General features: G+C 74.9%; 25 protein-coding genes. 14 read left to right on the plus strand and 11 right to left on the minus strand.

The window, feature by feature from the left end:
- Nucleotides 1-270, plus strand: a 270-nt coding sequence (locus ABZ135_RS35795) for a hypothetical protein (protein WP_356702046.1), incomplete at its 5' end; no start/stop codon positions are given.
- Between the two features lie 117 nt (nucleotides 271-387).
- On the opposite strand, the gene ABZ135_RS35800 is transcribed toward ABZ135_RS35795, so the two are convergent.
- Nucleotides 388-1,539, minus strand: a complete 1,152-nt coding sequence (locus tag ABZ135_RS35800) for a glycerate kinase (RefSeq protein WP_356702048.1) — start codon at nucleotides 1,537-1,539, stop codon at nucleotides 388-390.
- 198 nt (nucleotides 1,540-1,737) lie between these two features.
- On the opposite strand from ABZ135_RS35800, the gene ABZ135_RS35805 reads away from it, so the two are divergent.
- The 4 genes from ABZ135_RS35805 to ABZ135_RS35820 all read left to right on the plus strand — a co-directional run bounded on the left by ABZ135_RS35805 (nucleotide 1,738) and on the right by ABZ135_RS35820 (nucleotide 4,482).
- The gene (locus tag ABZ135_RS35805; protein ID WP_356702050.1) at nucleotides 1,738-2,811 is read left to right on the plus strand and encodes an ADP-ribosylglycohydrolase family protein; all 1,074 of its coding nucleotides are present in this window, start codon (nucleotides 1,738-1,740) and stop codon (nucleotides 2,809-2,811) included.
- Entirely contained in the window at nucleotides 2,808-3,299 is a 492-nt protein-coding gene (locus tag ABZ135_RS35810) for an NUDIX hydrolase (RefSeq protein ID WP_356702052.1), read from the plus strand. Before ABZ135_RS35805 ends, ABZ135_RS35810 begins: the two co-directional genes overlap by 4 nt.
- Nucleotides 3,296-3,691, plus strand: coding sequence for a hypothetical protein (locus ABZ135_RS35815; protein ID WP_356702054.1), 396 nt, complete (start codon nucleotides 3,296-3,298; stop codon nucleotides 3,689-3,691). The genes ABZ135_RS35810 and ABZ135_RS35815 overlap by 4 nt, the downstream gene beginning before the upstream one ends.
- Nucleotides 3,692-3,765: 74 nt before the next feature.
- Entirely contained in the window at nucleotides 3,766-4,482 is a 717-nt protein-coding gene (locus ABZ135_RS35820) for a Sir2 family NAD-dependent protein deacetylase (RefSeq protein ID WP_356702056.1), read from the plus strand.
- Here ABZ135_RS35820 and ABZ135_RS35825 read toward each other — a convergent pair.
- The 3 genes from ABZ135_RS35825 to ABZ135_RS35835 all read right to left on the minus strand — a co-directional run bounded on the left by ABZ135_RS35825 (nucleotide 4,479) and on the right by ABZ135_RS35835 (nucleotide 7,872).
- Nucleotides 4,479-4,976, minus strand: a complete 498-nt coding sequence (locus tag ABZ135_RS35825; protein WP_356702058.1) for a methylated-DNA--[protein]-cysteine S-methyltransferase — start codon at nucleotides 4,974-4,976, stop codon at nucleotides 4,479-4,481. The genes ABZ135_RS35820 and ABZ135_RS35825 overlap by 4 nt on opposite strands.
- A 15-nt stretch (nucleotides 4,977-4,991) precedes the next feature.
- The gene (locus ABZ135_RS35830) at nucleotides 4,992-6,464 is read right to left on the minus strand and encodes an AlkA N-terminal domain-containing protein (RefSeq protein ID WP_356702059.1); all 1,473 of its coding nucleotides are present in this window, start codon (nucleotides 6,462-6,464) and stop codon (nucleotides 4,992-4,994) included.
- A gap of 154 nt (nucleotides 6,465-6,618) precedes the next feature.
- Nucleotides 6,619-7,872 (minus strand): helix-turn-helix transcriptional regulator, encoded by a 1,254-nt coding sequence (locus ABZ135_RS35835; RefSeq protein ID WP_356702061.1) that lies wholly within the window; start codon nucleotides 7,870-7,872, stop codon nucleotides 6,619-6,621.
- Between the two features lie 148 nt (nucleotides 7,873-8,020).
- Between ABZ135_RS35835 and ABZ135_RS35840 the strand changes: the two genes are divergently transcribed.
- Entirely contained in the window at nucleotides 8,021-8,752 is a 732-nt protein-coding gene (locus ABZ135_RS35840) for a helix-turn-helix domain-containing protein (RefSeq protein ID WP_356702063.1), read from the plus strand.
- A gap of 44 nt (nucleotides 8,753-8,796) precedes the next feature.
- Here ABZ135_RS35840 and ABZ135_RS35845 read toward each other — a convergent pair whose 3' ends face one another.
- The 3 genes from ABZ135_RS35845 to ABZ135_RS35855 all read right to left on the minus strand — a co-directional run bounded on the left by ABZ135_RS35845 (nucleotide 8,797) and on the right by ABZ135_RS35855 (nucleotide 11,706).
- Complete coding sequence (locus ABZ135_RS35845) at nucleotides 8,797-9,321, minus strand: O-acetyl-ADP-ribose deacetylase (RefSeq protein ID WP_356702065.1); 525 nt, start codon at nucleotides 9,319-9,321, stop codon at nucleotides 8,797-8,799.
- Nucleotides 9,322-9,358: 37 nt separating this feature from the next.
- Nucleotides 9,359-10,783, minus strand: coding sequence for an NAD(P)/FAD-dependent oxidoreductase (locus tag ABZ135_RS35850; protein ID WP_356702067.1), 1,425 nt, complete (start codon nucleotides 10,781-10,783; stop codon nucleotides 9,359-9,361).
- A 62-nt stretch (nucleotides 10,784-10,845) separates the two neighbouring features.
- On the minus strand, nucleotides 10,846-11,706 hold the full coding sequence (locus ABZ135_RS35855) for an inositol monophosphatase family protein (protein WP_356702069.1): 861 nt from the start codon (nucleotides 11,704-11,706) through the stop codon (nucleotides 10,846-10,848).
- Between the two features lie 141 nt (nucleotides 11,707-11,847).
- On the opposite strand from ABZ135_RS35855, the gene ABZ135_RS35860 reads away from it, so the two are divergent.
- Nucleotides 11,848-12,903, plus strand: a complete 1,056-nt coding sequence (locus tag ABZ135_RS35860; RefSeq protein WP_356702071.1) for a biotin/lipoate A/B protein ligase family protein — start codon at nucleotides 11,848-11,850, stop codon at nucleotides 12,901-12,903.
- Between the two features lie 22 nt (nucleotides 12,904-12,925).
- Nucleotides 12,926-13,816: a hypothetical protein gene (locus tag ABZ135_RS35865; protein ID WP_356702073.1), complete on the plus strand. Its 891-nt coding sequence runs from the start codon at nucleotides 12,926-12,928 to the stop codon at nucleotides 13,814-13,816.
- Nucleotides 13,817-13,842: 26 nt separating this feature from the next.
- Here ABZ135_RS35865 and ABZ135_RS35870 read toward each other — a convergent pair whose 3' ends face one another.
- Nucleotides 13,843-14,439 (minus strand): class I SAM-dependent methyltransferase, encoded by a 597-nt coding sequence (locus ABZ135_RS35870; protein WP_356702075.1) that lies wholly within the window; start codon nucleotides 14,437-14,439, stop codon nucleotides 13,843-13,845.
- A 448-nt stretch (nucleotides 14,440-14,887) separates the two neighbouring features.
- Here ABZ135_RS35870 and ABZ135_RS35875 point away from each other — a divergent pair, with 448 nt between their 5' ends.
- The 6 genes from ABZ135_RS35875 (at nucleotide 14,888) to ABZ135_RS35900 (ending at nucleotide 20,451) form a co-directional block, all read left to right on the plus strand.
- The gene (locus ABZ135_RS35875; protein WP_356702077.1) at nucleotides 14,888-15,304 is read left to right on the plus strand and encodes a hypothetical protein; all 417 of its coding nucleotides are present in this window, start codon (nucleotides 14,888-14,890) and stop codon (nucleotides 15,302-15,304) included.
- A gap of 72 nt (nucleotides 15,305-15,376) precedes the next feature.
- On the plus strand, nucleotides 15,377-15,958 hold the full coding sequence (locus ABZ135_RS35880) for a carbonic anhydrase (RefSeq protein WP_356702078.1): 582 nt from the start codon (nucleotides 15,377-15,379) through the stop codon (nucleotides 15,956-15,958).
- A 14-nt stretch (nucleotides 15,959-15,972) separates the two neighbouring features.
- A complete protein-coding gene (locus tag ABZ135_RS35885) occupies nucleotides 15,973-17,568 on the plus strand; it encodes a SulP family inorganic anion transporter (protein WP_356702080.1) in 1,596 nt (531 codons plus the stop codon).
- A 193-nt stretch (nucleotides 17,569-17,761) separates the two neighbouring features.
- Complete coding sequence (locus ABZ135_RS35890; RefSeq protein WP_356702082.1) at nucleotides 17,762-18,709, plus strand: helix-turn-helix domain-containing protein; 948 nt, start codon at nucleotides 17,762-17,764, stop codon at nucleotides 18,707-18,709.
- Between the two features lie 301 nt (nucleotides 18,710-19,010).
- Nucleotides 19,011-19,640 carry a DJ-1/PfpI family protein gene (locus ABZ135_RS35895; protein ID WP_356702084.1) on the plus strand — a complete coding sequence of 210 codons (630 nt, stop codon included), beginning with the start codon at nucleotides 19,011-19,013 and terminating at the stop codon, nucleotides 19,638-19,640.
- Between the two features lie 76 nt (nucleotides 19,641-19,716).
- Nucleotides 19,717-20,451, plus strand: coding sequence for a DJ-1/PfpI family protein (locus tag ABZ135_RS35900; protein WP_356702086.1), 735 nt, complete (start codon nucleotides 19,717-19,719; stop codon nucleotides 20,449-20,451).
- Nucleotides 20,452-20,505: 54 nt separating this feature from the next.
- Here ABZ135_RS35900 and ABZ135_RS35905 read toward each other — a convergent pair whose 3' ends face one another.
- From ABZ135_RS35905 to ABZ135_RS35915, 3 genes are all read right to left on the minus strand, one after another.
- Nucleotides 20,506-20,988, minus strand: coding sequence for a VTT domain-containing protein (locus tag ABZ135_RS35905; RefSeq protein ID WP_356702087.1), 483 nt, complete (start codon nucleotides 20,986-20,988; stop codon nucleotides 20,506-20,508).
- A 244-nt stretch (nucleotides 20,989-21,232) separates the two neighbouring features.
- Nucleotides 21,233-21,694, minus strand: coding sequence for a hypothetical protein (locus ABZ135_RS35910; RefSeq protein WP_356702089.1), 462 nt, complete (start codon nucleotides 21,692-21,694; stop codon nucleotides 21,233-21,235).
- 171 nt (nucleotides 21,695-21,865) lie between these two features.
- Complete coding sequence (locus ABZ135_RS35915; protein ID WP_356702091.1) at nucleotides 21,866-22,471, minus strand: DoxX family protein; 606 nt, start codon at nucleotides 22,469-22,471, stop codon at nucleotides 21,866-21,868.
- Between the last annotated feature and the right edge of the window lie 72 nt (nucleotides 22,472-22,543).

Below are 22,543 nucleotides of genomic sequence, written 5' to 3' on the forward strand. Positions count from 1 at the left end.
CCTCATCACGCGCAGCGTCACCTCGTGGTGGAACGCGGCTCCGCGATGATCGACCCCCTGTGGCGGATCTCGGTCGTCGACGGCCCGCCCCTCACCGCCCACCACTGGCCCGCCGGCTTCTTCAACGGTGACGACCCCGCCGACGAGCTCGTCGACGTCGCCTGGTCGGGCCCGGACACCCTGAGCTTCACGACCGGAGACGGCGCCGTGACGACCGTCCGCCTCGACCGGGACACCGGCAGGCCGGAGCGGGAGGTCTCCCGGCCGTAGCGCGCGGCGCGGGCGGCCCGGCCTGCGGGATGCCGGGACCCGGGGCGGGATGTCGCGCCCCGGGTCCGGCCACGGCGCGCGCGACCCCGGCCGGCCGGGGCCCGGGTGCGCGTCGGGTCAGCTCAGGAAGTCACGGGCGATGTTCGCCGAGACCTGTTCCAGGAGGGGGCCCGCGTTCGGGATGGACTTGGCCGGGTCCGGCTCCAGGTCGCTGAGCGGGTAGGCACGGCGGATGCCGGCGGCGCCGAGGGCCTCCGCGGGGAGGGCGAGACGGCCGCAGACGGCGACGACCTCCTTGCCGGCCGCGCGGGCCGCCGCGGCGACGCCCGCCGGGGCCTTGCCGTGGAGGGTCTGCTCGTCGAGGGAGCCCTCGCCGGTGATGACGAGGGTGGCGCGCTCCAGGGCCGGGGCGAAGCCGAGGACCTCGAGCATGAGCTCGATGCCGGGACGGAAGCTCGCGCCGAGCAGCAGGGCACCGTAGCCGATGCCGCCGGCGCCGCCCGCGCCCGGGGAGGCGGCGAGGTCGGCCGCCTTGGGGCCGATCGCCTCCTCCAGGACCCGCGCGTAGTGCCCGAGGGCCGTGTCGAGGGTCTCGACGTCCTCCGGGGAGGCGCCCTTCTGCGGGCCGTAGACGGCCGCGCAGCCCTTCGGGCCGGTGAGGGGGTTGTCCACGTCGCTGGCCAGGACGAGGTCGACGTCGGCGAAGCGGGGGTCGACGCCCGTCAGGTCGGCCGAGGCCAGCTCGGCGAGGGCCGCGCCGCCGGGGCCGACCGGCTCCCCCGCCGCGTCGAGGAAGCGGGCACCGAGCGCGGCCAGCATGCCGGCGCCGCCGTCGGTGGTGGCGCTGCCGCCGACGCCGAAGACGATGGTGGTGGCGCCCGCGTCGAGCGCCGCGCGCAGCAGCTCGCCGGAGCCGTAGGTCGTGGCGGTGAGCGGGGCGAAGACCCCGGACGGCAGGAGCTGCAGGCCGGACGCCTCCGCCATCTCCACCACCGCCGTGGTCCCGCGCAGCGCGAACGCCGCCGTGACCGGATCGCCGACCGGCCCGGTCACGGTCACCTCGCGCCGTTCGAAACCGGCCGCGACGGCCGCCGCGACGGTGCCGTCGCCGCCGTCCGCGACGGGCAGCGTCTCCACTTCGAGCTCCGGGACGACCCGTCGCAGACCTGCTGTGACCCGCTCCGCGACCTGTACGGCCGTGAGCGAACCCTTGAACTTGTCGGCCGCGACGAGCACGCGTGCGACCTCAGTTACTGCTCCGTCCGTCACCTTGCATCCCTTGCTTTCGAACAGGCAGTCGCGCCGAGGCCGACCCTATCCGTAGCGCGAGACGGCGTGCCACCCCCTGATAAGGCGATATTCCGCACCATAGAGGGGCCGCATGAGCACGGAACGATCGATCAGAGCCGTCCCGAGACCAGGGTGCGTCGGCGCGCGCCCGCGCTCCGCATTCGGTACACCGGAGGCATGGGCCTGCTCAAGCACAGTGAACTCGCCGACCGGATCCTCGGCGGCTGGACGGGGCGGATCGCAGGGAACATGCTCGGCAAGCCGGTCGAGAGCGGTGACCACTGGACGCGCGAGCGGATCGACGCCTATCTGCGGCTGACCGACGCCCTGCCGCTCACCGACTACCTGCCCCCGCCGCCGGCCGCCGGGGCCGACGGCTTCGAGCTGCGGCCGGAGTGGCCGCAGTGCGTGCGCGGCCGGATCAACGGAAGCTGCCGGGACGACGACATCGACTACACGATCCTGGGGCTGCACCTCCTGGAGACCCGCGGCTTCGCCTTCACCACGGAGCAGGTGGGCGAGCACTGGCTGCTGCGGCTGCCGTACCTCCAGACCTTCACGGCGGAGCGGGTGGCCTACCGGAACCTGGCCAACGGCCTCAGGCCGCCGCTGACCGCCACGTACGACAATCCCTACCAGGAGTGGATCGGGGCGCTGATCAGGGCGGACGTCTACGGTCTGACCTCGCCGGGCGACCCGCGCCGGGCGGCCTCGCTCGCCCGCCGGGACGCGGCGCTCTCGCACACGGGCAACGGGGTGTACGGGGCGATGTGGGCGGCGGCGCTGATCGCCGCCGCGTTCACCGCGCCCGACGTCCGCTCGGCGCTGCTGACCGCCCTGGAACGGATCCCGGCGAGCAGCCGGCTCGCCCGCGCCGTACGGCACACGATGGCGCTGCACGAGGCGGGCGTGGAGTGGTCCGACACCCTCGACGAGCTCGCGAAGGAGACCGGCTCGCTCGGCTGGATCCACACGGTGCCGAACGCGGCGGTGCTGACCGCCGGACTCCTGTACGGGGACGGGGACTTCACCCGCACCGTGACGCTGACCGTGCGCGGCGGCCTGGACACCGACTCCAACGGGGCGACGGCCGGTGCGGTCGCCGGGGTGCTGTGCGGGGCCGCGGCGATCCCGCCGCGGTGGTCGGAGCCGCTGCGGGACCGGGTGCGCAGCGCGGTCGCGGGCTTCGACCACGCGCGGATCAGCGACCTGGCCGAGCGGACGGTCCGGCTGGCTACGCTGACGGGATGACGACCTCTGACTTCGCCACGTATCTGGCGGGCCTGCCCCGGGTCCTGGCCGGTGCGGCCGCCCTCTTCCGGGACCGGGCCGGCCGGGTGCTCATCGTCGAGCCGAACTACCGGGAGGGGTGGGCGCTGCCGGGCGGCACGATCGAGTCGGACGCGGGCGAGACGCCCCGCCAGGGCGCCCGCCGCGAGACGGCCGAGGAGATCGGCCTGGACGTCGAGCTGGGCGCGCTGCTCGCGGTGGACTGGTCGCACGGACCGGACCGGCCGCCGCTGGTGGCGTATCTGTACGACGGAGGGGTGCTGTCGGACGAGCAGCTCGGGTCGATCCGGCTCCAGGAGGAGGAGCTGATCTCCTGGAAGCTGGTGCACCCCGACGAGATCCCCGCCCACCTGCCCGGCTCCCTCGGCCCCCGGGTCCTCGCCGCCCTCGACGTCCTGGAGCGCGGCCACGGCCCGGTGGAGCTGGAGAACGGCCGCGCCGCACGATGAGCCGGGCCGCGGTGCGGCTCGTGCTGGCCGTCTGGGTGGCGGGCCTTCTCGTGGGCACGGTGGCGCACCTCGGGGACCTCGTCGCCGAAGGGCCTTTCGCCCACCGGGAGTTCGCGCCGGCCTGGCTCGACCTGTACTGGTCGTCGCTCGCGGTCGTCGACCCGCTGGCCGCGGTCCTGCTGCTGCGGGGCCGGCGGGTGGGCGTCGATCTGCTCCTGGCCGTCCTCGCGACGGACCTGGCGGCCAACGCGTACGCGGTTCTCGTGCTGCTCGACGGCCGGCCTACGGAGTCGGGCGGGCTCGGGCGGCTGCTGGCCTTCGGGCTGTTCGTCCTCGTCACCGCTCCGTGGGTGCGCCGGGCGTTCGGCCCTGCCGCGGCTCCCGCGGGATGAGACCGCCGCGCACCGGCTCGTCGCCGCCGTCAATCCGCTCGCGGGAGGGCTTCGGGGCGGCCTACGCTCGCCGTATGACGATGGTCGCGATCCTCACCGGTGCCGGCATCTCCACGGACTCGGGCATCCCCGACTACCGGGGCCCCAACGGGCTGTGGCGGCGCGACCCCGAGGCCGAGCGGCTCGTCACCTACGGGCCGTACATGGCCGACCCGGAGATCCGCCGCCGCTCGTGGCGGATGCGGCTCGACGGCGAGAACCTGAAGGCGGAGCCGAACGCGGCGCACCACGCCATCGCCGCGTACGAGAGGAGCGGCCACGCGCTGCGGGTGATCACCCAGAACGTGGACGGGCTGCACCAAGCCGCCGGGGTGCCCGAGCGCAAGGTGCTCGAACTGCACGGCTCGGCCCGGTCGGTGGTGTGCACGGCCTGCCACGCCCGGTCGTCGATGGCCGAGGCCCTGGACCGGGTGCGGGCGGGCGAGGAGGACCCGGCCTGCCGGGCCTGCGGCGGCATCCTGAAGGCGGCGACGGTCATGTTCGGGCAGCGGCTCGACCCGGTGGTGCTCGGGCAGGCCATGTCGATCGCGAAGGCCGCGGAGGTCTTCCTCGCGGTCGGCTCCAGCCTCCAGGTGCAGCCGGCCGCCTCGCTCGCGGGCATGGCGGCCGAGCAGGGCGCCCGGCTCGTCATCGTGAACGCCGAGCCCACCCCGTACGACGAGCTCGCGGACGAGGTCGTGCGCGAACCGATCGGCACGGCGCTGCCGGCGCTCCTCGAGACCCTGCTCTAGAAGAGGGCTTCGGGTGTGGCACCCGACTCGAAGGCGAGCAGGCGCTTCTTGCGGTCCAGGCCGCCGCCGTAGCCGGTGAGGCTGCCGCTCGTCCCGATCACGCGGTGGCAGGGGACGACGATGCTGACCGGGTTCTTCCCGTTGGCGAGGCCGACGGCGCGGGAGGCACCGGGGCTGCCGAGGGCCTCGGCGAGTTCGCCGTAGGTCCGGGTCTCCCCGTACGGGATGAGCCGCAGTTGCTCCCAGACGCGGAGCTGGAACGGGGTGCCGATGAGCTTCAACGGCAGGTCGAAGACGGTGAGTTCGCCCGCGAAGTAGGCGTCGAGCTGGCGCACGGCCTCGGTGAAGGGGCGCGGGTCGCGCTCGCCGAAGGTCTCCTCGGGCGGGCGGTGGCGCTGGCCGGTCATGTGGATGCGGCTGAGGACGCCGTCGACGGCGACGAGGGTCAGCGCGTCGTAGGGGCTGTCCACGACCGTGTGCTGGACGGTGGGCACGGTGGGTCGACTTCCTTACGCGGGGAGGTGGTTGATCGGGTGGGTGTCGGTGGCCCAGAGGTACTGGACCGCGTAGGCCCGCCAGGGCCGCCATCGCGCGGCGCGTGCGGTGAGCGCGGCGGGGGTGGCGGGCAGGCCGAGGCCCTGGGCGGCGCGGCGGACGCCGAGGTCGCCGGGGAGGAAGGCGTCGGGGTCGCCGAGCGCCCGCATGGCGATGACCTCGGTGGTCCACGGGCCGAATCCGGGCAGGGCGAGGAGCCGGGCGCGGGCCTCGGTCCAGTCGCTCTCCGGGCCGAGCGCCAGGCTGCCGTCGGCGAGCGCGCCGACCAGGCCGAGCAGGGTCGCGCGGCGGCTGCGGGGCAGGGCGAGGGCCTCCGGGTCGAGGCCGGCGAGCGCGGCCGGGGTGGGGAAGAGGTGGGTGAGGCCGCCCTCCGGGTCCTCGACGGGCACGCCGTGCGCCGTGACCAGGCGGGCCGCGTGGGTGCGGGCGGCGGCCGTGGACACCTGCTGGCCCAGCACCGCCCGTACGGCGAACTCGGCGGCGTCGACGGTGCGCGGCACCCGCCGTCCGGGCGCCGCGTCGACCAGCGGCGCGAGCAGCGGGTCGGTGCGGAGCTGCTCGTCGACGGCGACGGGGTCGGCGTCCAGGTCGAGCAGGCGGCGGCAGCGGCTGATGGCGTGGGTGAGGTCGCGCGGGTCGGTGAGGGACAGCCGGCACAGCACGTGGTCGGGGCGGGGGGCGAGGGCGACGATCCCGTGCCCGTAGGGGAGGCTCAGGGTCCGGCGGTAGGCGCCGTCGCGCCACTCCTCGACGCCGGGGACGGCGGTGGCGGCGAGGTGGCCGAAGAGGTTGGAGGGGTCGAGGGGGGCGCGGAACGGCAGCCGGAGGGTGAGGACGCCGGGCGGCGGTGCGGGTGTCACCGGTGCGGCGGCGCGGGTGCGCAGTTCACCCGGGGTGAGGGCGAAGACCTCGCGGACGGTGTCGTTGAAGGTGCGGATGGAGGCGAAACCGGCCGCGAAGGCGATCTCGGCCATGGGCATCGGCGTGGTCTCGATGAGCAGCCGCGCGGTCTGGGCGCGCTGGGCCCGGGCGAGGGCGAGCGGCCCGGCGCCGAGCTCGGCCAGGAGCTGCCGCTCGATCTGACGGGTGGAGTAGCCGAGCCGTGCGGCGAGACCGGGCACGCCCTCCCGGTCCACGACGCCGTCCTGGATCAGCCGCACGGCACGGGCGACGGCATCCGCCCGCACGTTCCAGTCCGGCGAACCGGGGCTGGTGTCGGGCCGGCAGCGCTTGCAGGCGCGGAACCCGGCCCGCTGGCAGGAGGCCGCGGTGGGATGGAACTCCATGTTCTCGGGCTTGGGCGGCACGACCGGACAGCTTGGCCGGCAGTAGATCCGGGTGGTGCGGACGGCGGTGAAGAACACGCCGTCGAAGCGGGCGTCCTTCGATCGAACGGCCCGCACGCAGCGCTCGGTGTCGGTGTGCATGCCTCAAGGATGGGGGCTGGGCGGCGGACGGGCTGGCGAGAAAACGACATCGACCTCGGCGGGTGGGGGGCGGGGCGAGTGCCGGCCTGGCGGGCGGGCGGGCCGTGCGGTCGGCCTGGCCGCCCGCCCCCGGCTGCCCCCGCGCGGCGGGGCGTCAGGCGGGCCGGGCCGGGCCGCTCGCCCGGGCCGTCGCGGCGGCGGCCCCGGCGCGCTCCCCCGCGCCCGCCTCGGGGCCGGGGCCGGTGAGCGGGAGGTCCGGTAGGTAGTGGGAGAAGAAGACCTGGCTCACCAGTTCGCGGCGGGAGCGGACGCCGGTCTTGGCGAAGACGGACTTGAGGTGGTCCTGGACGGTGAACGGGGAGAGCGCGAGGCGGGAGGCGATCTCGTTGGTGGGGGCGCCGCTGACGACGTGGGCCAGGATCTGGCATTCGCGGGGGCTGAGCGCGTACGCCTCCATCAGGGCGGCGACCCGGTCCGGGGGCGAGGCCGGGCCCAGGGACAGGGCGATCCGGGCGCCGTCACCCGTCTCCAGGCGCCAGCCTTCGATGGCGGCCCAGCCGCCGGAGCGGGTCGGCACGCACACCCGGCTGCCGCCGGTCGGGCTGCTGAGGGCCGCGGCGGCGACTCCGTACGCGGCGGCCGGCAGGCCCGTGCCGCGCGCGGGCGTCTCGGCCAGTTCGGCGTACCAGGCGGCGGCCGTGGTGGACTCGGTGACCGTCTCGTACCGCGCGTCGAGCACCACCAGGGCGCGGACGTCGAGGCCGGGGCCGGCGGGCCGTTCGGTCAGGGAGTCCCGGAGGGCGCGGCCGAGGGGGCCGGAGAGCCGGGCGGCGGTGGCCGTCTCGGCGGCGGAGAACGGCGGCCGGTCGGCGGAGCGTACGAGCACCAGGGCGCCCCACACCCGGCCGGCGTCGCGCAGCAGCACCCGCATCTCGTCGGCGAGGCCGAGCGGGCGGTAGATGTCCCGGTAGCGGACGCTCCGCTCCAGCCGGCCGTCGAGGGCCGTGGTCAGCGTGCCCACCGGGCACGGCTGCCGGGCGAGGGCCGGCATCAGGAGGGCGTCTCCCTCGCGGTACTCGATGTCCAGCAGCCGGGGCATCCACGCGGCGCCGACGCCGTGCTCGTAGCAGCCGCCGACGTTGAGGAGGGTGACCGGATCGAGGAGCACCCCGGCCCAGAGGTCGTACGGGACGAGGCCGGCCAGGGCCGCCGCGGCGGCCTCCAGGACGGCGACGGGTCCGCCCTCGGGTGTCCGCCCGCCGGCGAGGGCGCGCGCGACGGCACGCCCCGCCGTCCCCGCTTCGGTGCGTCCACCCGTTCGCCCGTGAGCGCGCTCGTGGCCGCGCCCGTGGCCGATTCCCCGGCCACGGGCGTTGTCTCTTCGTCCGTCGGTGGCAAGACGGTCCATGCGGCCCCCCGATGTTCCCGCCCCGTCCCGTTCTGTCCGGGGTCGTGCCCCAGGGTCCTCCGGCGCGCTGAACGTCTGATAAACGCGCGGTCCTTCCCCAGATTCCTGGGATACCGCCGCGGCGGGCGCCGTCCGCAGACTGCGCGGCATGACCGAAACGGACACGAATACGAAGACGGGGACGAAGACGGGGACGGAGAGCGCGGGGAGGGCGGGGAGGGGCGTCCTGGAGGGCGCGTTCGCCCTGCTCGACGCGCTGCGACGGCGGGGCGGGGAGGCCGGTCTGACGGAGCTCGCCGCGGCCTGCGGGGTGCCCAAGGCGACCGCGCACCGCCTGCTTGACCAACTGGGGCCGGTGGGTGCGGTCGAGCGGCGCGGCAGCCGGTACGTGCTGGGGCCCCAGTTGTTCAAGCTGGGCGAGTCCTGGCAGCCGTATCCGGGGCTGAGGGACGCGGCCCGGCTCCCGCTGCACCGGCTGCGGGCGGCGACGGGGGCCGGTGTGGTGCTCGCGGTGCCGCACGGCGGCCGCGCGCTCACGGTCGCGTCCGTACCCGGGCGTGCCGGGGGCGCCGTGTCGGTCCGGGAGGGGACGGCCTTCCCGGTCGGTACGGCGGTTGCCCGGGCTCTGGACGGTCGGGAGCACGGGCCGTCCGTGGACCGGGGCACCCGGTCGGCCGGCCGCGCGGGGGCGGGCGTCGACTGTGTCGCGGTGCCGGTGCGGGGGCCCGGGGGCCGGGTCGTGGCCGTGGTGGCCGCGACGGCGCCCGCCGGCGGAAACCTCGCGCCGGTCGTCGCCGCGACGGTCGCGGCGGCCTCGGCCGTCTCCGCCGGGCTCGCGGGCGGCCACCGGGCCCGCGGGACGGCCCTCGCGTCGGTGTGAGCGCGCCGGCAGGGGTCTGAGGCCGGGCCGCCGGGCGCGTGCGCTCAGCCCAGCGCGGCTGCGAAGGTCTCGTACGCGGCCCGGTCGAAGAGCACGAACCGCACCTCCCGCACGGGTGCGGCGGCCGTCCCGCGGACGGTGCGGATCGCGATGCGGGCCCCGTCGTCCATGGGCCAGCCGTAGATCCCGGTGGAGATCGCGGGGAACGCGACCGTCTCGGCGCCCAGTCCGGCGGCCACCCGCAGGGACTCCCGGTAGCAGGAGGCGAGCAGCGCGGAGCGGTCCTCCTCGCGGCTGTGGACCGGTCCGACGGTGTGGACGACCCAGCGGGCGGCGAGGTTTCCGGCGGTGGTGGCGACGGCCTGGCCGGTGGGCAGCCCGCGGCCGTGGTGTCCGGCGCGCAGCGCACGGCACGCGTCGAGGATCGCCGGGCCGCCACGGCGGTGGATGGCACCGTCGACTCCGCCGCCGCCGAGCAGGGAGGAGTTGGCGGCGTTGACGATGACGTCGGTGTCCTGCGCGGTGATGTCGCCGTGGACGAGGACGATCTCCGGTCGGGTGGTGGTCATGTCGTCATCCTCGTGCCGCCGCCGCGGGCCCGCACCGCTACTTCGCGCCCGGGGCGCCCAGCCGTCGCCAGACGGCCTTGGCCGCGTTGTGGCCGGACATGCCGTGGACTCCGGGGCCCGGCGGGGTGGCGGAGGAACAGAGGAAGACCGCCGGGTGCGGGGTGCTGTAGGGGAAGAGGGAGAGCTTGGGGCGCAGGACCAACTGGAGGCCGCGGGCGGCGCCGCAGGCGATGTCGCCGCCGACGTAGTTGGCGTTGCGGGTGGCGAGTTCGGGCGGTCCTGCGGTGGCGCGGGCGATGACCAGGTCGCGGAAGCCGGGCGCGAAGCGCTCGATCTGACGTTCGATCGCCTCGGTGAGGTCGCCGCGCCAGCCGTTGGGGACGTGGCCGTAGGCCCAGAAGACGTGCTTGCCCTCGGGGGCGCGGCCGGGGTCGACGAGGCTGGGCTGGGCGGTGATGAGGAACGGGGTGTCGGGGGCCGTACCGGAGGATGCCTGGTTCAGGGCGGCGCCGATCTCGCCCCGGGTGGGGCCGACCTGGACGGTGCCGGCCCGGCGGGCGGCCTCGGCGGTCCAGGGCACGGGGCCGGACAGCGCGTAGTCGATCTTGAAGGCGCTGGCGCCGTAGCGGTAGCCGTCGTAGACCGACCCGAGGCCGGCGATCCGGGCGAGGGCGGTGGGCGAGGTGTCGAAGACATAGGCGCGGGCCGGCGGCAGGTCGTCGAGTCGTTTGACCTCGAAGTCGGTGTGGACGGTGCCGCCGAGCTCCTTCAGATACGCGGTGAGGGCGTCGGAGATCGACTGGGAGCCGCCCCGGGGCAGGGGCCAGCCGACCGCGTGGGCGGCGAGGGCGAAGACCAGGCCGACGGCGCCGGTGGCGATGCCGCCGAGGGGGGCGATGACATGGCCGACGAGCCCGGCGAACAGGGCCTGTGCCTTCTCGTCGCGGAAGCGGCGCATCAACCACGTGGACGGCGGGATTCCGGCGAGGCCGAAGCGGGCGAGGGTGACCGGGTCGCGGGGCAGCGCGGTGAGCGGCAACTGCATGAAGTCGCGGAACAGGGTCTCCCAGCGGGGCAGGAACGGCTCGACGAGGCGTCGGTAGGTGCCGGCGTCGCGCGGCCCGAAGGAGGCGGCGGTCTCGGCGACCGAGCGGGAGAGGACGGCGGCGGTGCCGTCGTCCCACGGGTGGGCCATGGGCAGTTCCGGGTGCAGCCACTCCAGGCCGTGGCGGTCCAGCGGCATCGTCCGGAAGACGGGCGAGCCGACGCCCAGCGGGTGCACGGCGGAGCAGGGGTCGTGCCGGTAGCCGGGCAGCGTCAGCTCCTCCGTGCGGGCGCCGCCGCCGACGGTGGACTTCGCCTCGAACACGGCGACGGAGAAACCGCGTCGGGCGAGCTCCACGGCGGCGGTCAGTCCGTTGGGTCCCGCCCCCACGACGACGGCATCGAGCATCGACGGCACCTTCGCACTCCTTCGTCAGCCGATGGCCAGGGGCCCAGGGGCCCCAGCATATTCCTGGGGTTCTACGGGACTTGGCGGCCCCCGAGCAGTGACCGGATCCTGGCGGCGGTGGCGGCGTCGCGGGCCGCCGTGAACGGCAGGGTGTTGCCTCCGGTGATGCGGAAGGGCTCGCCGGTGAGGGTCAGGTCGGCGCCGCCCGCCTCCGTGACCAGAAGCAGTCCGGCGGCGTGGTCCCAGGCGTACTCCCAACTGAAGGCGACGGCGTCGAGCCGGCCCCGGGCGATGGCCAGGTACTCCAGGCCGGCGGAGCCGCAGGGGCGGGGGCGGACGCCTTCGGTGCGCAGCCCGAGCAGGGCCCGCTTCTGGTCCGGGGTGGTGTAGTCGGGGTGGGAGGTGGCGACCTCCAGGACCGCTCCGGGGGCGGGCGACCCGGACCGTATCGCCGCTCCGTCGAGCGTGGCGCCGCGGCCGCGGACGGCGACGGCGATCTCGTCGAGGGCGGGGGCGTAGGTCCAGGAGGCGAGGACGTCGCCGTGCCGGGCGAGGGCCACGAGCGTGCAGAATCCGGGCTCGCCGCGGACGAACTGGCGGGTGCCGTCGACCGGGTCGACGATCCACACCGGCGCGTCGCCCTTCATGGCCTCGTAGACCGCGGGGTCGGCGTGCACGGCCTCCTCGCCGACGACCACGGAGCCGGGCAGGAGGGCGGTGAGGGAGCTGGTGAGATGCGCCTCGGCGGCCCGGTCGGCGACGGTGACGAGGTCGTGCGGCCCGTTCTTCTCGACGATCTCGTCGGCGCCGAGCCGGCGGAAGCGCGGCATGATCTCGGCGGCGGCGGCCTTGCGGATCGCCTCCTCCACCTCGGTCGTGCCGCCGGCGAGGACATGGGCGAGAAAGTCGGTGACGTCGGTGTGTCCGCTCATGTGACCAGCCAAGCACACGCGGCTGACATTCCGGCGGCCGCGCGGCGACCTGTGGACAACCGGCGGACGACCCCCGGCCCGCGAGTAGCCTTTGATCGAGTTCACCCCTGGTAGGCGGGTGACCGGGTCCAGGGAGGTTCCGTGCACGGCGAGTACAAGGTCCCGGGCGGGAAGCTGGTCGTCGTCGACCTCGACGTGGAGGACGGCGTGCTGCGCCGGGTCCGGGTCGCGGGCGACTTCTTCCTCGAGCCGGACGAGGCGATCCTGGCCATCGACCGGGCCCTGGAGGGCGCGCCGGCCGACATGGACGCGGCCGGTCTCGCGGCCCGCATCGACCGGGCGCTGCCGCCGGGCACGGAGATGTTCGGGCTGACCACGGAGGGCGTCGGCGTCGCGGTCCGCCGTGCCCTCGCGCACGCGACGGACTGGACGGACTACGACTGGCAGCTCGTCCACGAGCCGCCGCAGCCGCCCGCCCTGCACATGGCGCTCGACGAGGTCCTCACGGCGGAGGTGGCGGCCGGGCGCCGCCCGCCGACGCTGCGGGTCTGGGAGTGGGGCTCCCCCGCCGTGGTGATCGGCAGCTTCCAGTCCCTGCGCAACGAGGTGGACCCGGAGGCGGCCGAGCGGCACGGCATCGAGGTGGTGCGCCGGATCAGCGGCGGCGGCGCCATGTTCATCGAGCCGGGCAACACCATCACGTACTCGCTGTCGGTCCCCGACGCCCTGGTGCAGGGCCTGTCCTTCACCGACAGCTACGCCTATCTCGACGACTGGGTGCTCGGCGCGCTCGGCGACATGGGGATCAGGGCCTGGTACCAGCCGCTGAACGACATCGCCACGGAGGCCGGGAAGATCGCGGGCGCCGCCCAGAAGCGCGTGGTCGCGGGCGAGGGCGCGGTCCTGCACCACGTGACGATGGCGTACGACATCGACGCCGACAAGATGACGGACGTGCTGCGCATCGGCCGCGAGAAGCTGTCCGACAAGGGCACCGGGAGCGCCAAGAAGAGGGTGGACCCGCTGCGCCGCCAGACCGGCCTGCCGCGCGAGGCCGTCATCGACCGCATGATCGCCTCCTTCCGCGACCGCTACGGCCTGACGGAGGGCCGGGTCACGGAGGAGGAGCTGGCGCGGGCGAAGGAGCTGGCGGAGACCAAGTTCACGACCCGGGAGTGGACCGCCCGGGTGCCGTAGCGGCCCCCCTTAGGCTCCTGCCATGCGGATCGACCACCCGGTGCGGCCGGGGCTTCGGACGGAGTGTGCGGACGGCGGGCGGCTGATGCTGGTGCAGGGCGGCCGGCCCGTGCTGTTCGCGCGCCAGCGGGCGAGCCAGTACGGGGTGCATTACGCGCGCACCGGGGCGTACCGCTCGCCTCTGGCGCCGGGGCGGGCGGACACCGCGCGGGCCGTCGCCGCGTTCGCCTCGGCCGGTTCGGACGCCTGGATGGAGCGGTGGGCCGCGCGTGCGGCGGCGGAGCTGCGCGGGGCGGCCGAGGGGCCGCTGCACGAGGGCGACTGGAATCTGGGCGTGACGACTCCCGGCTGGTTCGTGGACCGCAACTGGGCCAAGCTGCTCGCGCACGATCCCGACCGGGGGCATCTCACCTGGTTCGGGTACGGCGATCCGGAGGAGGACGCCCGCGATCTGCTGCCGCTGCGGGCGCTGTCCGCCCCGGACGCGGCCCGGGTGAAGGCGTACCGCCGCCAGTACCGGGAGGGCGTGCTGCCGCCCGTTCTGCTGTGGTGGGTCAGCGGGCTGAATTCACCGGTCGTCCTCGACGGGCACGACCGGCTGGTCGCGGCCCTCGCCGAGGGCGGCCGGCCGGAGATCCTCATGCTGTCGCGGCGGGTCGACGCCGCCTATGCGGCGATGTGCTCGGCCCGGCCGGTCGAGGAGTACGCGTCCCGGACGGCGGCGCTGGAGGACGACGATCCGCTGGCCGGTGTGAAGGCCGCCGTGGCGAGCCGCCGGCTCGCGGACACCCTGCGGGCGATCGAGCGGGCTCCGGAGATCACCCGCGCCTGGCCGGTCGCCGGGGGCGTGGCCGCCTGGGAGCGCTCCGCGGCGGCGCACGTGCCCGGCTGGGGTCCGGCGCCCATGCCCTGAGGACCGGCTTCGGTGGGGGAAGGGGCTCAGGCGGCCGGGGTGCGGGCGACCAGGATGAACTCGTTGTACGGGAATGCCTTGCCCACGGACCGGGCGAACGGGAACGAGTAGGTCCGCTCCACCGTCAGGCCGGCCTTCTCGGCGTGGGCGCGCAGGCCGTCGAAGTCGACGAACCGCACATGGGTGGCGTCGGTCTTGTAGCCGGCCTCCTGCGGGCAGATCAGGACGACGGAGCCGCCCGGCTTGACCAGCGGCAGGTACTGCTGGAGGACGGAGTTCCCGAGGGCCTCGTCCATGTGCTCCAGGACGTGCGCGCACAGCAGGCTGTCGAAGGAGCCGGGCCCGCAGTCCGGGGCCGCGGCGAGCTCGTCGGGCGTGTACGCGGTGAGGCCGCGCTCACGGCAGGTGGCGACGGAGGTCGCGTTGTGGTCGACGCCGACGCTGTTGGGACCGCAGTTCAGCAGGTTGCGGCCGATGCCGCAGCCGACGTCCAGCACGCGCCCGAGGGCGAGCCGCTTCAGATTCCAGCGGTACGGGGCCTGGGTCGGCAGCAGCCGCTTGATCCCCGAGCTCTCCAGCCGCGCGAGCCGCTGGGTGTAGTCGGAGGATTCCGTGCCGGACATCGACGACCGCCTTCTGTTGCGCTCTCAACCGTGATGCTCTGAACCTGGTCCGTGATCCGCCGCGCCGTGGTCGTGCGACCTGCCGGGCCGGATCCGCGTCGTCGCAGGCTATGTCATCGGCCCGGGCGGGTAAAGATCGATGGAATTCTGTCACCCGCCGGGGGCGCGGGACGCGCCTTCCGGTGCGGCGCCCCGGCGACGGTCTTGAAGCGGGCGCGGGAGGCGGCGCGGGGACGAGGACGCCCGGCGGGACGGCGGCCCCGGCCGGCGGCGGCGCACCCGTTCGCGTCAAATTGCGGCCGAATCCATTCGAAAACCCCTCGCACGAGGGGGTGTTGAAGGGCGCCGCCCACCTGGCGCCATTACTCTCCATTGACCTGCCCTTGAACGTGCCTTGGTGCTTTCGGCGCTTTCGGTGGCGATCGGTGAAAGGGAGGGAGGCTGGTCCGTGCTCACGACGGCGACGGCCCGCGCGTCCATGACGGTGCGGGCGACTCCGCTCCTTCTCCTCGCGCTCACCCTCGCCCTTCTTTGGGGCGCCTGCGCCGTGCCGGCACCGGCCGCGACGGCCGGCGGCGCCGCGCCCGCGCAGCCCCGGATCCAGCCGTCCGGGAGCGGGGCGGGCCCGGCGGACGAGATCGGCCGCCCCGGGGACGGCGCGTGCGACAGCCAGGGCGCTGCCGACCCGCACCGGGACCGGCGACGGGCCGCACTCGCTCCGGCCGGCCCGCCCGGTCCCCCGGCGGTGGCCGTGCAGACGGCGCCGCGCACCGACCCGCCGGACGGCCGCCGGGGCATCCCCGACAGCCGGCCGAGACTCGCGGCCGCCCCCGGCCCGGCCGTGCTCCAGGTGTTCCTGTGCTGACAGGCGAAGAAACGTCCATGCGCCGACCTGTCAGCCCGACGCGCCCCTCCGGCGCGCCAGGAGGAAACATCCATGCAGCCCCTCATCGACAACGCCCGCCGATTCGGACAGCGCCCTGAGGAGTTCGCCCCGCACGCCGCGGGTCAGTCCCCGGCCGTGCTGTTCATCACCTGCTCCGACTCCAGGGTCGTCCCGGCCCTGATCACCGGGGCCCGGCCCGGGCAGCTCTTCGAGCTGCGCACGGCCGGCAACATCGTGCCCCCGTACGACGGCGGCGGCCCCAGCGGGGAGGCCGCCACCATCGAGTACGCGGTCGAGGTCCTCGGCGTCCAGGACGTCGTCGTCTGCGGCCACTCCCACTGCGGCGCCGTGGGCGCCCTGGTCCGGGGCGACGACCTCAGCGCCGTCCCGGCCGTGCGCGACTGGCTCGCCCACGCAGCACCCGAAGGCGCCGCCGGGCCCGCCGACGACCCGGCCGTCGCCGATGCCGTACGCGGCCACGTCCTCGCCCAACTGCTCCGCCTGCGCTCGTACCCCTGCGTCGAACGGCGTCTGGCGGACGGCCGGCTCCGGGTGCGGGGCTGGTACTACGAGGTGCACACCGGCGCCGTCCGGGAGTACCGCCCGGAGACCGACTCCTTCGAGACCCTGTGAAGGGGAGGATCCGCATGTCCCAGCCACTCTCCCGCACCCGGTCCGCCGCCGGACGCTTACCGCGTCTGCGGCAGGACTTCGCCGCCTCGCTCGTCGTCTTCCTCGTCGCCCTTCCGCTGTGCATCGGCGTGGCCGTCGCCTCCGGCGTGCCCGCCGAGCTCGGTCTGATCACCGGCATCGTCGGCGGTCTCGTCACCGGCATGATGCGCGGCAGCAGCCTCCAGGTGTCGGGGCCCGCGGCCGGGCTCACGGTGCTCGTCCTGGAAGCGGTCCGCTCCTTCGGCCTGCCCGTCCTCGGCGTGATCGTGCTCCTCGCCGGGCTCCTCCAGATCGCCATGGGCCTCCTGCGGTGGGGGCGCTGGTTCCGGGCCATCTCCCTCTCCGTCGTCGAGGGGATGCTCGCGGGCATCGGTCTGATCATCATCGCCGGCCAGCTCTACGCGGCGGCCGGCGTGACGGCCCCCGCCTCCGGCGTCGACAAACTCCTGGGCCTGCCGGCCGCCCTGGCGGAGGCCGTCGGCAGCGCGACGGCCCTGGCCTCGCTCGCCGTCGCCGCCGGCACCGTCCTCGTCGTCGTCGCCTGGCGGCGGCTGCCCCGACGGGTACGGGCGGTCCCGGGCGCGCTGGCGGCGGTCGCGCTGGCCGCCCTGGTGACCGCGCTGGCCGGCCTGCCGGTCGCGACCGTCCAGGTCGGCGGTGTCTTCGACGCGGTACGGGTGCCGGGCGCCGGCGCCTTCTCCGCGCTGGCCGACCCGGCCGTGCTCGGCACGGTCCTCGCGTTCGCGCTGATCGCCTCCGCCGAGTCGCTGTTCAGCGCGGCGGCCGTCGACCGGATGCACGCCGGGCCGCGCACCGACTACGACAAGGAGCTCGTCGCCCAAGGCGCGGGCAACGCCCTGAGCGGTCTGCTCGGCGCCCTGCCGCTGACCGCGGTCATCGTGCGCAGCTCGGCCAATGTCGAGGCGGGTGCCCGGACGAAGGCGTCGCGGGTGCTCCACGGGGTGTGGCTGCTGCTCTTCGCCGCGCTGCTGCCCGCCGTCCTCGCGTACATCCCGCTCGCGGCCCTGGCCGGGATCCTCGTCCACGCGGGCTGGAAGCTCATCCCGTTCCGGGGCCTGGTGTCCCTGTGGCGGGCCCACCGCGGCGAGGCGCTGGTGCTGGTCGCGACGGCGGTCGCGATCGTCGCGGTCGGCATGTTCGAGGGAGTCCTGGTCGGTCTCGTGCTGTCCGTGGCGAAGGCCGCCTGGGACGCCTCCCATCTGCGGGTGGAGCACAGCGACGAGGGCGACGGTCCGCTGACGGTGAGGCTCTCGGGGACGATCACGTTCCTGAAGTTGCCGCAGATACTCGACAGCCTGGAGAGCCTGCCGAGGGACCGCCGCGTCGTCCTCGACCTCTCCGGCGCCCACCATCTGGACCACGCCTGCCGCGCCGCCCTGGAGGCGTGGGCCGAACGGCACGGCGTGGAGGAGCGGGGCCCGGACGGGGACCCGGACGCGCGTCCGGAGGCGGACCCGGCCCCGGATGCGGATGCGGATGCGGGTGCGAAGGCGGACCGGGCCTCGGATCCGGACGCGGATCCGGCCGGGTCGGTGAGCGCCTCGCGCTGACGACGGTCACCGGTGAGGGGGCTACGGCTCCGGTCACCGGTCAAGGGGGAGCGGCGGCCCGAGCCGCCGCTCCCCGCGTGCCGGTCAGCCGCAGCCCTCTCCCTCCACCTCTGCCCGCCGGACACGCGCCGCAGGACGGTCACTCCCTGGCCGGGCCGGGGGCCGGCGGCGGGGTCGCGTAGGCTCCCGGCGTATGCACGTGGTCGCCGTTCTCGCGCTCGACGGGGTGTCCGCCTTCGATCTGGCCATCCCCTGCCAGGTGTTCGCCCTCGCCACCCTCGACACGGGGGCACCCGCCTACGAGGTGCGCGTCTGCGGCGACCCGGCGGTGGCCACGACGGCCGGTCCGGTCGAACCGTTCCGGATCTCCTCCCCGTACGGCTGGGACGACGCCCTGGACGCGGCGACCGTCGTCGTCCCCGGCTTCCCGCCCGACCGGGTGCCGTCCCCTCGCGTGCTGCGGCTGTTACGGGAGGCGGCGGAGGGCGGAGCCCGTATCGCCTCGATCTGCACGGGCGCGTTCGCCCTCGCCCACGCCGGACTTCTGGAGGGGCGGCGCGCGACCACGCACTGGCGCTTCGCCGGTCTGCTGGCCGAGGGCTTCCCCGGCACCCGCGTCGATCCGTCGGTGCTGTACGTGGACGAGGGCCGGGTGCTGACCTCGGCGGGCATCGCCGCCGGGCTCGACCTGTGCCTGCACATGGTCCGCCGTGACCACGGGGCCGCGGTCGCGGCCGAGGTCGCGCGCATGCTGGTGATGCCGCCGCAACGGACCGGCGGCCAGGCCCAGTTCATCGACTACCGGACGCCCGACGAGGACGTGACCGATCTCGCCGACACCCTGGAGTGGATGCGCGGCAAGCTCGGCGAACCGCTGAGCCTCGCGGACATCGCCGCGCACGCGATGATGAGCCGCCGCAGCCTGGCCCGGCACTTCCGGGCCCAGACCGGTACGACTCCGTTGCGCTGGCTGCTCGTCCAGCGGGTCCAGCGCGCCCGGGAGCTCCTGGAGACGACGGCGCTGCCGCTGACGCGGGTGGCGGAGGCGTGCGGATTCGGGTCGGTCGAGACCCTGCGCCACCACTTCGCCCGGCAGGTCGGCACGACACCGTCCGCGTACCGGGCCGCCTTCCGCGTCTGATACGGGCGGGGGCGGGCGGAGCGGCAGGGCCCGGGCGGCGCGGCAGGCGCGGGCGGCGGGGGCGCAGGCGGCGCGCCGAGTCCGGGCCGAGGGCCGCCTGACGGCCTGGCGTCCAGCCGTCCAGCCGCTCCGGCCGCTCCGGCCGCTCCGGCCGCTCCGGCCGCTGGGCGCTCTGGCCGCATCTTGCGCACCAGGGGCACGCGTGCCGGTGTCGCGGGTCACCGGCCGTCGGAAGACTGAGGGCGTTCCCCCTTCCCGGCGGCCGGCGGACACCGCGCCGCCCCGTCCTCACGGAGGTCCCGTGACCACTCCCCTCGCGGACACCGCCCCGCCCGCGCGCCCACTGCGCGTCCACACCCTGCTCTACGACGGCGTGGAGGAGCAGGACTTCGCCGGTCACATCGAGGTGTTCGGCATCGCCGGCGAGGAGCGCGTGGCCCAGTCCTTCGTGCACGTCGACGGGCCCCGGCAGGTGACCACGGCCGCCGGCATGCGGATCCTGTGCCGCACCGCATGGTCGCCGCGCTCGGCGGACGTGATCATCGTCCCCGGCGCGGGCTACGGCGAGGGCTCCGCGCTGCGGCGGGAGATACGGCGTGGCGTCCTGCCCCGTGCCCTCGCGACGGCTCCCCGCCAGGGCCTGGTCATCGGGGCCGTGTGCACGGGCACGATGCTGCTGTCCGCCGCCGGCCTGACGGCGGGGCGCCGCTGCACCACCCACCACATCGCCCAGGAGGACCTGCGCCGGGAGGGCGGACAGGTGGTCGGCGGCCGGGTCGTCGACGACGGCGACCTCGTCACCTGCGGCGGTGTCACGTCCGGCATCGACCTCGGCATCTGGCTCCTGGAGCGGTTCTTCGGGCCGGACACGGCCCTTTTCGCCGAGGAGGTCCTGGAGTACGAACGCCGGGGCTCGGTCAACACCCGCTGATCCGTCCGCGCGTCCGCGCTCTGTCCCCTATTGCCCCCGATTATTGCCCCCGACCTGCCTAGAGAAGGAGAGATCCGTGAAGCGACGGACCCTGCTCCGCACCGCGACCGCCCTCGGAGCGACCGGCCTGGCCGCCGGCGTCTCCCCGTACGGCGCCGCCGCGGCCCCTCCCCCGCGCGAGGACGCCGACACCCTCCGCGTACACGTCGTGCTGTTCGACGGGGTGGAGGAACTGGACCTCGCCGCCCCGTACGAGGTGCTGTCGGCGTCCGACCACTTCACCGACCGGACCGTCGACGTCCGTTACGTGGCGCTCGACGGGCCCCGTACGGTCACCGCCGCCTTCGGCACCACCCTGCGTGCCGACCACGCCTGGGCGCCCGAACAGGCCGACCTGCTCGTCGTCCCCGGCGGTGGGTACGCCCGCCGGGAGGACCCGGGGGTCTGGGCGGAGATCCAGCGGGGAGCCCTGCCCCGCGCTCTGGCCCGGGCGCCGCGCCCCGGTCTGACCATCAGCGGCCTGTGCACCGGCGTGATGCTCCTCGCCGCCGGCGGCCTGACGCGTGGCCGTCCCTGTACGACCCATCACCGGGCCGAGGCCGACCTCGTGCGGCAGGGCGGAGTCGTGAAGAACGCCCGTGTCGTCGACGACGGCGATCTGGTCACCGCGGGAGGCGTCACCTCCGGCCTGGATCTCGCCCTGTGGCTGGTCCGCCGCGAGCTGGGCGTGGACGCGGCGCTCGGCCTGGAGGGCATGCTGGAGTACGAGGCCCGCGGGACGGTCTGGACCTCGCGCCCCGGTCGTGCGTGATCCGACCGGTGGAGCAGCGCTCCCCGGGCGGGAGGAGTCGGCAGCACCCAGCGGTCAGGACTTCTCCGCCTCGGCGTCGCGCGGCGACCGCGCCGCCCTTCTTCTGCGGTACACCGCGACGCCGCACACCGCGAGGAGGAGGGCGACGACCGCCGACACGCCGAGCGCCGTCCGCTCCGCGAACAGGCGTCCCAGGATCTCGAGTGCGCCGAGCCCGGCGGTCGCGTAGACCAGCGCCCAGGCGGCTCCGCCCACGAACAGTGCCGGGAGGTAGCGGGACAGGGGCATCCGCATGCTGCCCGCGAGGAAATTGGCGGCGGTCTGGAAACCGACGGTCAGGAAGGAGACGGCCACCACCGGCGCGCCCCACCGCTGGATCGCCCGTTCGGCGCGCCGGAACTTGGGCGAGGAGATCCGCTCGGCGAGCCGGCTGCGCCGGGCACCGGCACCGGCGAGCCACCCGACGGCGAAGGTCCCTCCGGCCCGCAGCAGGACGATGACATAGAGAGCGGCGGCCGTGAGCGCGATCTTGTCCACGACGCCTCACCCGTCCCCTGCGTTTCCACCGTGACGGCACCGGAACCTGAGCCTGACGCCGGGCCGGCCTCACCCGGCAAGGCCAGCCTAACCGAACGCCCGTCCACCGGGTACACGACCCTGGCTCCGGAGTGCTCGCGCCCCCTCCGACCTGCATGCGCCCGCATACTCGGCGCCCGATCGCTCGGCCTCCCATCGGTCGGCTTCCCATCGGTCGGCTTCCCATCGGTCGGCCTCCGATCGCTCAGTGCTGGATCTCCAGCCGTGCCCTCTCGTTCGGCGTCGCGATGTCCCAGAAGCGGGCGATGCCCCGAGCGCCGCGGTACGCGCCCGTACCGCCGGTGATGGCCATGTCGAGGGTGGCCGCTCCCTTCGTCCACAGCGACTGCAGCGTCAGGGAGCCCTGCTCGACCTCCATCGTGATCAGGCACTGCGAGGTGAGCTCCTCGCCCTTCACGTGGATGACCTGGCAGCTTCCGCCGCCGCGGCCGACGCTCTGCCCGTCCTTGACGGCCGTCCCCGAATACACGTCCATGTCCCCCAGGCTCGGCCCCGCGGGGCCGAGATCGACAGCCGTGTACTGATCGTTGCGCACGTCGAGTTCGAGCACCTCGACCCGCCCCTTCGCCGGAGCTCCGGCGTGCGCGCTGCTCACCGCCCCGGTCCCGAGGGCGACGACGGCGAGCGATGCGGCGGCGAACCTCATGAGCGTCGCCCGCCCGCCCGGATTCCGTCGGTTCCCCCGACGCGGGGCAGTGGATCCGGAACCGCTGGTGACCATGATGATGCTCCTCACTGTGCATTCCTTCTGCGTGCGGGCGCGCCCCTGTGCGGGTGCGTCCCTGTGCGGGTGCGCGCCGGTTCCGGCGTGACAGGGTCACGGCCGGTGTTCGTCGGCCCAGCCCCGCTCGACCGCCCACCCGCTCGTGATCTCCTCGGCGGCCGGCAGCGTGAGGAGCGAGACGGCGGACACGACGACGATGAGCCCGATCGAGACGGCCCAGTCGCGAGGACGGGTCTCCGGCCTCCCCGTCCGCTCCCGGGCGGCGTCGGCGGAGCGGCGGTCCCGGCGGAGCCGTAGCGCCTGGAGTCGGCGGTCGGCCGGCCTCAGGGTCCAGGACGCGACGGCGAACGCCAGGAACATCAGCGGCGGCCCCCAGGACACGAGACCGTCTCCACGGGCCAGATGCGACACCACGGCGCCCGACCAGAGGAAGAAGACGCCCGCGTACGCCCATTCCTTGATCAGCCGGAGACCGGGCAGGACGATCGCCACGGCCGCGCCGAGATGCCAGACGCCCAGGAGGGAGGGGAAGTAGTCCGGGTATCCGAGGTGGCCCATCTGGTCCTCGACCCAGTCGATCGTCAGAAGGTTCCACGCCGATCCGGCGATCAACTCGAAGACGATGACGAGAGTGGTGCACCAGAAGGCCAGGGTGCGGATGCGTGACGACCCTGTCGGGGATGAGCTGTGTTCCGTCATGCCCCCAAGACACCGCGGGCCGCCGAAACGTGACACCGGCCGGGGTCGCGAGACACGCGAACCCCGGCCGGG

Origin of the sequence: Streptomyces sp. NPDC006339 (genome assembly GCF_040612775.1) — a bacterium.
Taxonomy (GTDB): domain Bacteria; phylum Actinomycetota; class Actinomycetes; order Streptomycetales; family Streptomycetaceae; genus Streptomyces.

What these genes read in the sequence shown, in the direction of transcription:
- ABZ135_RS35915 (WP_356702091.1), bottom strand. Translation starts at nt 22,471, where the DNA reads ATGACGGAACACAGCTCATCCCCGACAGGGTCGTCACGCATCCGCACC.
- ABZ135_RS35830 (WP_356702059.1), bottom strand. Translation starts at nt 6,464, where the DNA reads ATGCACACCGACACCGAGCGCTGCGTGCGGGCCGTTCGATCGAAGGAC.
- ABZ135_RS35845 (WP_356702065.1), bottom strand. Translation starts at nt 9,321, where the DNA reads ATGACCACCACCCGACCGGAGATCGTCCTCGTCCACGGCGACATCACC.
- ABZ135_RS35810 (WP_356702052.1), top strand. Translation starts at nt 2,808, where the DNA reads ATGACGACCTCTGACTTCGCCACGTATCTGGCGGGCCTGCCCCGGGTC.
- ABZ135_RS35805 (WP_356702050.1), top strand. Translation starts at nt 1,738, where the DNA reads ATGGGCCTGCTCAAGCACAGTGAACTCGCCGACCGGATCCTCGGCGGC.
- ABZ135_RS35885 (WP_356702080.1), top strand. Translation starts at nt 15,973, where the DNA reads ATGTCCCAGCCACTCTCCCGCACCCGGTCCGCCGCCGGACGCTTACCG.
- ABZ135_RS35910 (WP_356702089.1), bottom strand. Translation starts at nt 21,694, where the DNA reads ATGAGGTTCGCCGCCGCATCGCTCGCCGTCGTCGCCCTCGGGACCGGG.
- ABZ135_RS35870 (WP_356702075.1), bottom strand. Translation starts at nt 14,439, where the DNA reads ATGTCCGGCACGGAATCCTCCGACTACACCCAGCGGCTCGCGCGGCTG.
- ABZ135_RS35835 (WP_356702061.1), bottom strand. Translation starts at nt 7,872, where the DNA reads ATGGACCGTCTTGCCACCGACGGACGAAGAGACAACGCCCGTGGCCGG.
- ABZ135_RS35855 (WP_356702069.1), bottom strand. Translation starts at nt 11,706, where the DNA reads ATGAGCGGACACACCGACGTCACCGACTTTCTCGCCCATGTCCTCGCC.
- ABZ135_RS35840 (WP_356702063.1), top strand. Translation starts at nt 8,021, where the DNA reads ATGACCGAAACGGACACGAATACGAAGACGGGGACGAAGACGGGGACG.
- ABZ135_RS35865 (WP_356702073.1), top strand. Translation starts at nt 12,926, where the DNA reads ATGCGGATCGACCACCCGGTGCGGCCGGGGCTTCGGACGGAGTGTGCG.
- ABZ135_RS35880 (WP_356702078.1), top strand. Translation starts at nt 15,377, where the DNA reads ATGCAGCCCCTCATCGACAACGCCCGCCGATTCGGACAGCGCCCTGAG.
- ABZ135_RS35820 (WP_356702056.1), top strand. Translation starts at nt 3,766, where the DNA reads ATGACGATGGTCGCGATCCTCACCGGTGCCGGCATCTCCACGGACTCG.
- ABZ135_RS35890 (WP_356702082.1), top strand. Translation starts at nt 17,762, where the DNA reads ATGCACGTGGTCGCCGTTCTCGCGCTCGACGGGGTGTCCGCCTTCGAT.
- ABZ135_RS35815 (WP_356702054.1), top strand. Translation starts at nt 3,296, where the DNA reads ATGAGCCGGGCCGCGGTGCGGCTCGTGCTGGCCGTCTGGGTGGCGGGC.